This window comes from Polynucleobacter sp. 39-46-10 (assembly GCF_002282275.1).
In genome coordinates, this window is sequence record NZ_NCJB01000131.1 from 1 (window position 1) to 6,220 (window position 6,220).

A 6,220-nucleotide genomic window follows, 5' to 3' on the forward strand; every position below is an offset into this window, starting at 1 on the left:
ATCCCTGCGCTACAAATTAACTGATGCGCAAAACAATATTATCGAGGAACCAGATTCTCCGATGGTATACCTGCATGGAGGATATGAGGGTACTTTTCCAAAGATTGAAACTTTATTGAATGGCCAGGATGTGGGTTATGAAGCTAGCATTCAGCTTGAGCCCAGTGAGGCGTTTGGTGAGTACGATCCTGAGTTGCTAAAGATTGAGCCACGCGCTCGCTTCCCAGAGCCTTTAGAAGTAGGTATGCAGTTTGAGGGCGTTCCCGATGCGCAAGAACAGGGTGACACTGCTGATGTGGATGATGAGCCCTTGATTTACACCGTTACCGATGTTGCTGATAGCCAAGTAGTTTTAGATGGCAATCATCCGCTAGCTGGTATGGCTTTGCGCTTCTGGGTTCAAGTGGAGGATATTCGTGCTGCTACTGATGAAGAGATTGAGAATCGTCATCCTGAGGGCGGTGAGGGATTTGCATTTGGAATGCCGGATGATTCCGATGAGGGCGATGATGAGCTTACAGACAGCGCCACCAATACTGGTGGCTCATCACCAACCCTGCATTAACTTACTCTTTAAGCCATTCCTTTAGGGCGCCAAGGTCGCGCTTGGTGTCACTGGATTCCCCTGCATCAGAAGAAGGTGTATTGCTTAACTTTGCTAGGGCCTTCTCGAGAGCTGTGATTTTGGCTTCTTGCTCAAGCGTAGCATCAATCAAACCCTTTAATGCCATGGATACTGGATCATCTACATTCGGTGTCACACCATAGGCAGAGAAGTATTCTTTGACCTTGCTATCTGGGGCACTCGCTTGAGGCAAATCCGGATGCAAGATGCGCGCAGGGATTCCTACTGCAGTTGCTCCAGCAGGAATTTCTTTGAGCACCACAGCATTAGATCCAACGCGAGCGCCATCACCTACAGTGAAGCCGCCGAGAACTTTAGCTCCAGCACTAATCACAACACCTTTGCCTAAAGTGGGGTGACGCTTTACACCTTTGTATAAAGAGGTTCCACCTAAGGTAACGCCTTGATAGATGGTGCAATCATCACCAATTTCAGTGGTCTCGCCGATGACGATTCCGAGACCATGATCTAAAAAAACACGGCGACCGATCTTCGCTCCAGGATGAATTTCAATACCGGTAACAAAGCGAGCCAGCATCGATAGAAGTCGTGCGATCCATTTCAAACCCAAGTTCCAGAGCCCATGAGATGCCCGATGAATCCATACAGCATGTAAACCTGGATAGCAGGTGATGACCTCCAAGCGATTTCTAGCGGCGGGGTCGCGAACAATGATGGAGTCGACTTGGTCGAAAAGCGAATTAAACATGAGTCGATTTTAACGGGTAAAGGCTGAATTTATTTTCTTGAGATCATCTGTTTAGCGATGCCGCGCAGAAGATCGACCTCTTCCTTGTGAAGGCGGGTTCTGGCAAATAGCGCTTGTAAGCGCGGCATGAGTTTCTTGGGATGGGCTGGATCCAGGAAGCCGATGGCCTCTAGCCCTTCGCGCCAGTGTTCTAGCATGGCGGCTACGGCCGCAGGATCGGCATAGTCTACCGGTTCATCGCTTGAATTGATGGGGGCAGTTCCTCCATTTTTACTCAAGGTCTCCCTGAGGGTGAATGCACAAACCATCATGGCTTGGGCGAGATTCAGGGATGGGTAGAGAGGGTTTGCATCAAGCCAAACCCGATGGGTGCAAAGTGAGAGATGGTGGTTATCTAGGCCGGTCCGCTCTGGGCCAAATAGAAGGGCCACACGCTGCTTGCCGGCAATGGCAGCTTGAATGAGGGGGCGAGCATCTTGCCAGCCGATTGCTGGTGGCCCGAATTCACGATCACGACTGGTTAGCCCCAAGACTAGGGGGCAGTCTTGAACGGCCGACTCTAGCGAGGAGCTCTCTTGACTAGATTCCAATATATCGACGGCACCACTAGCCAAAGCAATAGCCTCGGGCGCCTGTGCGACCCCCGGAATCTTTGGGGAAATTAGGCGTAGATCACTAAACCCCATTGTTTTCAGTGCGCGCGCAGTTGAACCTACGTTTCCGGGGTGGCTGGTTTCAACCAAAACCCAGCGCAGTAACTGTGCTTGTACGGTATTCATATCAACAGAAATTCTCTAGTGGCTTGGGTGTTCAATGTAGCAATCGTTTAGAATCAGGGTGTTAGCTCCTGATTGTCCTGCACTTTGCAATCTGGTGAGCTTGTTCTTATTTAATTTGTCCATCAAAACTATGCATCCCATGTTAAATGTGGCCGTTAAGGCTGCCCGTCGTGCCGGAACCGTGATTAATAGAGCTTCTCTCAATTTAGAGCGCCTTCAGGTTGACCGCAAACAACATAATGACTTTGTTACTGAGGTGGACAGACAAGCTGAAGCAGCCATTATTGAAACGCTCAGCGAAGCTTACCCAAGCCATGGTTTTTTAGCTGAAGAAACTGGCGCTCAAAATGCGGATGCTGAAAACGTCTGGATCATCGATCCTTTAGATGGCACAACTAACTTTATTCACGGTTTCCCGCAATACGCAGTTTCGATTGCGCTGTCGGTAAATGGTGTAACCCAGCAAGCAGTGGTGTACGACCCAACCCGTGACGAACTTTTCACTGCTACTCGTGGCGCAGGCGCCTATTTGGATCGCCGGCGTTTGCGTGTTGCCACTCAAGATCGCTTGGCTAACTCCTTATTGGGTACCGGCTTCCCCTATCGCGAAGATCAAGATTTAGAAAAGTATTTAAAAATCTTCGCAGATATGTCACGTAATTGTGCGGGCCTGCGTCGTCCTGGTGCCGCTTCTCTCGATTTGGCCTATGTGGCTGCTGGTCGCTACGATGGATTCTTTGAGAGTGATCTCAAGCCATGGGATATGGCTGCAGGTGCTTTATTGATTACTGAAGCTGGTGGACTCATTGGTAACTACCGCGGCGAAGAAGGCTTCTTGCAAAGCGGTGAAGTGATGTGCGCAAATCCGCGCATCTTTGCTCAGATGGTGCAATGCTTATCTAAATACTCCACCTGTTAACGAGGCGGCAGTATTAAGTTTTAATCAGGTCGGCGTAACGTGCGCCGTCTTGGTTAATGAGTAGTGCGCTTGCGCGAGGTCGTCCACTCTCAGGGTGATCTAAATCCCAATCAGATAAGACCCAGCGTTGCCATTCTTGACCTGCAAGATGCTCTTGATGATGCTTAGGTAGATGGGTATGCCCGTGAATCAATTGATTGCCAGACTTGTCTCTTAGCACTGCGGCGCATGCTGCTATGGTGACATTCATTTTGACTTGCGCACCTTCAACAGACGACTGGATTGCACGTTGATATTGAACGCCACTATTGCTTCGCAGATGATTCGCAATAGAGCGGCGCCAATTCAAAGGCAGGCTCAAGAATAATTTTTGAACCCAAGGTTTACGTACCCAATTGCGGAATACTTGATAGCCAATATCTGCCGTACAAAGAGAGTCGCCGTGACAGAGAACATATTCAGATCCGGCAATGTTGATCTTGCTGGGATCGGCCATGAGTGTCATGCCCGTTTTACTTAAGAAATGCTTACCAACTAAAAAGTCTCGATTACCGTGAAGGTAATACGTTTTTACTTTAGTGGAAAGTGTTGCGAGCGCATGTTTTACTTCCTGTTGAAAAGGGGAGTTTAGGGCGGCGTCATCGCCAACCCAATACTCAAATAAGTCCCCCAGGATAAATACAGCCTCTACCTTAGGAGCATCCTTTTCACAAAAATCAAAGAATCGTTGCGCCGTCAAGGGCATTGACGGCGTGAGATGCAAATCTGAAATGAGCAGCGCGCTCGCGTATTGCGGAATCATTCCTCGAGAACGCTTGCCTTTTCAATCACAACATCTTCTGTAGGAACATCTTGATGAAAGCCAGCATTGCCAGTTTTCACTTTACGAATAGCATCAACCACATCAAGGCCATCAGTCACTTTGCCAAAAACCGCATAACCCCAACCTTGTGCGCTTGGTGAAGTGTGATTCAAGAAATCATTGTCATTCACGTTGATGAAAAATTGAGCTGTTGCAGAGTGCGGATCACTAGTGCGAGCCATAGCTACTGTGCCACGCTCGTTCTTAAGGCCATTGTTTGCTTCATTCTCAATTTGGGCGCCAGAAGTTTTTTCTTTTAGGCCAGTAGTCATGCCACCACCTTGAATCATGAAGTTATCAATCACGCGATGGAAAATTGTGCCATCGTAGTGACCACTTTTGACGTACTGTAAAAAATTAGCAACAGTTTTTGGTGCCTTGGCAGCATCTAATGTGAGGGTGATATCACCCTTATTTGTTTTGAGTAAAACTTTAGCCATGATGAATTTACTTTCTATGGGTTAGTAGATAAAAAGGTAAGAAAATTATTTTGAAGTAGGTACTGCTGGGGCTATTGGGGCTACAGATGTTGCCGACGCAACTCCCTTTTTGACTGGCTTCAGCATCTCCATTAATGCTTTCGCACGATTGGTGTATTGACGCTGATTGAGGACGGCATCTTTTGCTGCATTGTCGTAGGCTTGTGCTGCAAGTCGAATATAGACCTCGCCCAGATTGGCTGAGGCAACGGTATAGCTTGGGCGTAATTTCAAGGCAAGCTCTAAATAGTCCCTAGCTTCAATCCAATTGCCTTGATTGGCTGCCAGTGCGGCTAGGTTGTTATAGGGCTCGGGCAGCTCTGGAAATTGCTGGGTAATTTCAACCAAAGTTTTCTTCGCTAACTCCCACTGACGCATTTCAATCTGCATACGCGCTTTGACGTAACGTAACTGGACATTGCCTGGCGTTTTCTTGAGCTGCTGATTAATGAGGTCAATGGCTTCTGGATATTTTTTGGCTTTAACTAACTTTTCAATATCAGACGGAACCCCATTTTTAGTAACGGGATCTGGCTCAATAATCAAAAAGGAGAGAAATGGAACAGCTACTGAGTCTGAGAGCTCAGAATTAAATTGATCGTATCCAGCGTCATTGCCAGCCAATCTTGGGGGATCATTGGGTCCATAGGAGCCTAAATACGGCGCCTGAGCACCTTGTGCGGCAGTGGCCGAAGCGCTATTGACAGCTTTGATTTCAGCGTCTGCCAGTTGTTGTCCGGGGGTGCTGCAGCCCGCCAGCAATAAAGTGGCAAAAATAGCGCTCAAGCCACCCAATTGGGCTGGACGTAGTGAAAAAAGGTTAGCTGGCATAGGGGGTGGGGTGAAAAACTGGCTCATTCGATATACTCAGCGCTCAGTCTAACAAATTGGCGCTACTTGCCCACCTTTATAGTCCCTATGCTGCAAATCTATAACACCCTCAGTCGTTCTAAACAGGCCTTTAAACCTATCGAGCCAGGCAAGGTGAAGATGTATGTCTGCGGAATGACGGTCTACGACTTTTGTCATATTGGTCACGCCCGGGTGATGATTGTCTTTGATATGGTGGTTCGCTGGTTGCGTGCTAGCGGCTATGAGGTGGTTTATGTTCGCAATATCACTGATATTGATGACAAGATCATCAATCGCGCTATTGAGAATGGTGAGCCCATTTCTGCGCTGACACAGCGTTTTATCGATGCAATGCATGCCGACTCCAATGAGTTGGGATTAATGCATCCAGATCATGAGCCCCGAGCAACCGATTACATAGCCCAAATGCAGGGCATTATCGGTTCCTTAATTGAAAATGAATTGGCCTATCAAGGCGAGGATGGCGATGTGAATTTCGCTGTCCGCTTGTTCCCGGAGTACGGTCGCCTCTCCGGTAAATCTTTGGATGAATTAAATGCTGGCGAGCGTGTTGCTGTTGGTGGCGGTAAACGTGATCCATTGGATTTTGTTTTATGGAAGAGCGCCAAGCCAGAAGAGCCTGCTGATACGCGCTGGAAATCCCCTTGGGGAGAAGGTCGCCCTGGATGGCACATTGAGTGTTCTGCCATGTCTTGCGATTTGCTGGGTGAACATTTTGATATCCATGGTGGTGGTGCCGATTTACAGTTTCCGCATCACGAGAATGAGATCGCTCAGAGTGAGGGCGCTATCTATGGCCAAGATCACAAAGCCAGTGACCAACCGTTTGTAAATTATTGGATGCACAACGGGCACATTCGGGTGAATGAAGAAAAGATGTCCAAGTCATTGGGTAATTTTTTCTTGATCCGCGATGTTCTCAAGAATTTTGATCCCGAAGTTTTGCGCTTCTTTATGTTGCGTGCCCACTATCG

Annotated in this window: 8 protein-coding genes; 3 read left to right on the forward strand and 5 right to left on the reverse strand. The window is 48.1% G+C overall.

All coding sequences use genetic code 11. The annotated features are described in order from the left end of the window. A partial coding sequence (locus tag B7X71_RS10550; RefSeq protein ID WP_293597368.1) for a peptidylprolyl isomerase occupies positions 1-565 on the forward strand: 565 nt, incomplete at its 5' end. A 1-nt stretch (position 566) separates the two neighbouring features. On the opposite strand, the gene cysE is transcribed toward B7X71_RS10550, so the two are convergent. Next, positions 567-1,334 carry a serine O-acetyltransferase gene (gene cysE / locus B7X71_RS10555; RefSeq protein ID WP_293597369.1) on the reverse strand — a complete coding sequence of 256 codons (768 nt, stop codon included), beginning with the start codon at positions 1,332-1,334 and terminating at the stop codon, positions 567-569. A 29-nt stretch (positions 1,335-1,363) separates the two neighbouring features. Next, the gene (locus B7X71_RS10560) at positions 1,364-2,113 is read right to left on the reverse strand and encodes an RNA methyltransferase (RefSeq protein WP_293597370.1); all 750 of its coding nucleotides are present in this window, start codon (positions 2,111-2,113) and stop codon (positions 1,364-1,366) included. A gap of 130 nt (positions 2,114-2,243) precedes the next feature. Here B7X71_RS10560 and B7X71_RS10565 point away from each other — a divergent pair, with 130 nt between their 5' ends. After that, positions 2,244-3,032, forward strand: a complete 789-nt coding sequence (locus B7X71_RS10565) for an inositol monophosphatase family protein (RefSeq protein WP_293597371.1) — start codon at positions 2,244-2,246, stop codon at positions 3,030-3,032. A gap of 13 nt (positions 3,033-3,045) precedes the next feature. Here B7X71_RS10565 and B7X71_RS10570 read toward each other — a convergent pair whose 3' ends face one another. Genes B7X71_RS10570 through B7X71_RS10580 form a run of 3 tightly spaced genes read right to left on the reverse strand, consistent with a single transcriptional unit; the run spans position 3,046 to position 5,204 of the window. Beyond that, positions 3,046-3,834, reverse strand: coding sequence for a UDP-2,3-diacylglucosamine diphosphatase (locus B7X71_RS10570; protein ID WP_293597372.1), 789 nt, complete (start codon positions 3,832-3,834; stop codon positions 3,046-3,048). Further along, entirely contained in the window at positions 3,831-4,334 is a 504-nt protein-coding gene (locus B7X71_RS10575; RefSeq protein ID WP_293597373.1) for a peptidylprolyl isomerase, read from the reverse strand. The genes B7X71_RS10570 and B7X71_RS10575 overlap by 4 nt, the downstream gene beginning before the upstream one ends. 45 nt (positions 4,335-4,379) lie before the next feature. Next, positions 4,380-5,204: a tetratricopeptide repeat protein gene (locus tag B7X71_RS10580; protein WP_293597374.1), complete on the reverse strand. Its 825-nt coding sequence runs from the start codon at positions 5,202-5,204 to the stop codon at positions 4,380-4,382. 87 nt (positions 5,205-5,291) lie between these two features. Between B7X71_RS10580 and cysS the strand changes: the two genes are divergently transcribed. Next, positions 5,292-6,220, forward strand: a 929-nt coding sequence (cysS, locus tag B7X71_RS10585) for a cysteine--tRNA ligase (RefSeq protein ID WP_293600714.1), incomplete at its 3' end; no start/stop codon positions are given.